We start from the raw sequence: 4,792 nt of genomic DNA on the forward strand, positions 1-4,792 counted from the left end.
CTTTTAGATGATAATGAGGAATTAGTTCAATTTGATATTGCAATTTAAGAATTTAAACCACTGTTCATGGCTTCATATGTGAGTACTTTACTTTTTGATTGTTTCAGACACAACAATGTGAAAGAGAGTTGTTTTTTTTACATTAAATATGTATGGAATTGTAATTGGGTTTTGGTATAGAGATACAGTTATTTTCAGATAGTAATAAAATATGGTAGAATAAGAGAAAGAGAAGGTATTTGAAATTTTATCTTATTTTTAACAAATATATGTCTGCTACATTTTTGATATGACAGATTGATTTTGATAGTAAAAAAATCAGTATGTTTGGGTAATAGAAGAATGAAACTGAAAGGAAAAGGAGTCTGTGTTATGAAAAATAATAAAACAATAGTCTGTATTGCAATCATTCTTGTGATAGGAGTGATGTTTTCAGCATGTAAAAAACAAGATTCTGTGGATTTGACAGTGGAGCATTTTTTGACAACATTCTATACGGTGAGTGAAGATAATCCATACAAAGTATATCGACAGACACCAGAAAAAGTGACAAATATAGAGGATGCTCAATTGATGATAGATGCATTACTTGCATTTCATAGTAGAGTACAGGAAGATATGACGGAAAAAGGATTTGAAAAATTATTGGCAAATAGATTACTGTTGCAACTTAACAAGGTAATTTATGAAAAGAACCAAATGCTACAAGTAAAGTCTGTCAAAATCACAAACAAAGAAAAAACGACCATGGTAAAGGATGGGATGAATCAGACTTTTGAAGTGGAAGTAGATGTGTTGGATGATTCCGGAACAGTGATTCAAACTTCTGTTCAAAAAGGAAGTTTGATTACAGTAAAAGATGGAGATAAAACAAAGATTGAATCATATCATTTTGATAATTTACAAGAATTGGTAAAAAAATAAGAAGTATATACAATACTTTGAGAAATCATTGAAATCCGTTGTGAATTATTTTTCCAACGGATTTTTTAACATGGTAAATCTATACCGATTTTCTAAGAAACCAAGAACGTAATAGAAAGTACAAACAAATAAATAGAGAGAAATGTTATTTAAGAAACAGTACAAAAGAGCTAATACTACCATAAAAGACCGTTTACGAAACAACAAATCTAAGCACTTATAATTGTATAAGTGCTATTTTTGAAACTATGATAGCTAGATTATCTTTTCAATATACAGAAAATTATATAATAGTTTTATCTAGTGTTTCCAATTACTTTAAGATATTTAATAAAATTTATATTGAATTTTAAGATTAAAATAAAATATCAAAAAAACATCAAAAAATGTAAAAAAAATGCATTTAAGTATTCCCTTTCTGAGGTATATATAGTATAATACAAAAATATTTTTTAAAATAATAACTATGCTTCGATGTTGTGATAATAGTGAGTTCATAAGAAAGTAGATATACAAAAGCAATAAATAAAGTGAACTCGAAAAACCATCATCAAAGTAAAAAACGTCAAGACATTAAAATTATTTTTGAGGTGATATTAAAATGGAACGTTCAGATATTTTAAAAACAATAATTGAAGAAAAAAAGCGAAGAGGTGAAGAAAAAAAGGTAAACTACGGAATAAGAAAATTATCTGTAGGATTAGTTTCCTGTATCGTTGGATTTACGATATTTTTATCACCTGTCGTAACTAGTGCTCAAGGAATTCAACCGGGAGCTGCTGCTAATGTAGTGCATTATACTTTGGCAGGTGAAACAGATGGTGTATTGGACTATGGCAGAACCGTGTATCATAATGAAGATAACAATGGAATTCATTTGACTGTTACAAAATGGACAAAGCTGCCACGTGATTGGGGAAATACCGGTGCAGGTCCTTATAATGGAAGATATTTACTGAATTTCTTTGATTCCGAGTTCTATACGCAGATTGAATCAATTAAGGTAAATAATATTTCGTTTGAAAAAGAAGCGAATGGTGCTTTATGGAAGGTACCAATCAACAATGCGACCTTAGCATCCGGAAGTATCGGTGTTGTCACAAATCATGATGTTGTAATAAAGCTTAAGAATGGTGCAACGTTGACAAGTTTAGGTTTACAATCAAAAAAACTTGCTTTCACAACTGTTTGGGTTAGAGGAGACGGTAAAGCTGATAAAGGTGGGTATGATGCCGGATTTATATTAAAAAACAACTCAAATGTTCCAGCCTTGCCTTCTAATCCAGGAAGTGGTAATGGAGACTACTTGGGAACAGGTGTGAATGGTTTGGGACATGATGGAACTCTTTCTAAAGATGGAAACTTTACCAGTGGGAAATTCGGAAAAACTGTGACCTATGATAGCAAAAACAAAGTGATAAGATCTACAGTATCATTTAAGCCGGATCAAAACTTTAAAAATGCCAATAGTGCTTGGGTATTGTATATCAATGAAGTTATCCCTACAGAACTTTTTAGATATATCGATACCAATAACATAAGATTGGGTGCTTCAGATTCTCAAGGAAAAATAACAGCAAGTAATCCAATTAAACTTAGAGTACAACCAAATGGAAATGGTATGATATCTACGAAAGATACACCTGAACTTAGTATAGTTGGTGGTGATTGGAATAAGGTATCTGCAGTTAGAGACACTTTGGCAGATCAAGTATTTCCGGGAGCGATAGGTCAAAGAAGATCTTATACGATTGAATACAAATTAAAGAGCAATGTGACAAATGATGAGTTTGCAAGAGCTTTGAATGATTATATTGCTAATAATAATCAACTATATTTTGAATCTTGGTTAACAGCAGATTTCGTTGATAATCCAAGTGGATTCCCTAATATAAGAAAATATGATAATGGAAGACCGAACAAAAGACTTCAAAACTCATATTCAAATGCATATTTAGATGTTTTAGATACGGATAGGGATGGATTGTTTGATTTCGTAGAGGATGATATTGAATCAAATAAGTATAATGTAGATACTGATGGAGATGGAGTTCCGGACGGTCAAGAGTATTTGGTTGATAAGACAGAAATAAAAAATCCTAAGTCATATCTAGTGGTAGCACCAATCATCAAAACTAAGAATATTGAAGCAACGAAAGCAGAAGTGATTGAAGGAACTGTTCCTAAAAAGATTTTCGACAATCCTGCTAAACCAACAGAAAAATTGAATGCAACCAATTCAGATTCAGGGAATGTAATCGTTAAAGCATATAAGTATATTTCAGACACCACAGACTATACAAGAGAAACTGCAAAAGCTGAAACTCTGATACCTTTTTCAGATTTGACAGAAGGAAAGTTCAAAGTTAATGTTCCTGCCGGCACATTTGCAGATGGGGATAAGGTTATTTTGGTAGCATATTCTCCGGATGGAAAAAATCCTAAGGTGTCAACGACTACAGTAACAGTAGGTGCAATCAAGGTAACGTTCGATACAAATGGTGGTAAATGGTCTGATGGAACAAATACAGACAAGATTGTGAATGTCGTAAGTGGAACAGCGACTCAGCCGGAACAACCTGTTAAAACCGGGTATCAATTTTTGGGTTGGGCATCCACTGCAGGAGCAACACAAGCAGAAGAAAATATATTGACAAATATTACAGAAGCTAAAGAAGTTTTTGCAGTATGGAAGGATGTAACACCGCCTGCAATCAGTCCGATAGGTGATAAGACTGTAATAGAAAGCAAACCAATTACTGAAATCACAGTAACAACTGATGATCCAACAGCTACTGTAACAGTAAACAATTTACCAAACGGATTGACATATTTAAATGGTAAAATTAGTGGAACACCAACTGTTACAGATTGGGGTTCTAGAGAAGAAGAAAAAGAGTTTACAGTCACAGTTCAAGCAATTGATTCTTTTGGAAATGCATCTAGTACCACATTTAAAATCAAAGTACAAAGAGATACCGATAGAGATGGGACACCTGATGTAAGAGATTTGGATGATGATGGAGATGGAGTATCAGACGTAGACGAAATAAATCAAGGCTCAGACCCTAAAAATTCAGGCTCAATTCCCGGTAGTATGATTGTTCCAATAGAGTCTATGTCAATAATGAATCAGGAACAGACTGTTATTGATAAAAAACCGATAGAAACAGTATATATTTATCCGGATAATATTGACGCTTTTGCAAAGATTGATAGAACTAAGATTCCATTTGGACTTACTGTAAATGATTCAGATCCGGGCACAGCAAAAATCACAGGTATTCCAAATATAACAAATTGGGGACCAAATGAAGAAACAAGAAGATTTGAAATCCCGGTAACAGTTACAAATTCAAATGGTTCTAAGATAACTAAGAAGGTTGTAATAATAGTACAAAGAGATACCGATAGAGATGGAACACCTGATGTAACAGATTTGGATGATGATGGAGATGGAGTATCCGACGTAGATGAAAGAAACCAAGGATCTAATCCAAAAGATCCAAACTCCAGACCGTGGGCAGTAGTAACGCCTGTAAGTCCAACAACAATCAGCAATCCAAATCAGACAGTCATTGATGAGAAACCAATTACAAATATTGTAATTACACCTGGAAACTCCAATGCGACAGTAACAGTAGATACAAGTAAGTTGCCAAATGGAGTAACATACAATCCGGGAACTAAGACCATCAGTGGAACACCTGATGTAACAAACTGGGTACCAAATGAAGAAGAAAGAACATTTGAGATTCCGGTAGTAGTAACAAATCCTGACGGATCAAGTGTAACAAAGACGGTAGAAATCAAAGTACAAAGAGATACCGATAGAGATGGAACACCTGATGTAACAGATTTGGATGAT

Annotated in this window: 2 protein-coding genes; both read left to right on the top strand. The window is 33.4% G+C overall.

Annotated elements, in window-relative coordinates:
- The first annotated feature begins 372 nt into the window (after window positions 1-372).
- Window positions 373-924 (top strand): hypothetical protein, encoded by a 552-nt coding sequence (locus ACO5GE_RS07770; RefSeq protein ID WP_484830346.1) that lies wholly within the window; start codon window positions 373-375, stop codon window positions 922-924.
- A gap of 601 nt (window positions 925-1,525) precedes the next feature.
- Window positions 1,526-4,792, top strand: a 3,267-nt coding sequence (locus tag ACO5GE_RS07775; RefSeq protein WP_484830347.1) for a putative Ig domain-containing protein, incomplete at its 3' end; no start/stop codon positions are given.

The sequence above is a fragment of the Filifactor sp. genome (assembly GCF_057248345.1).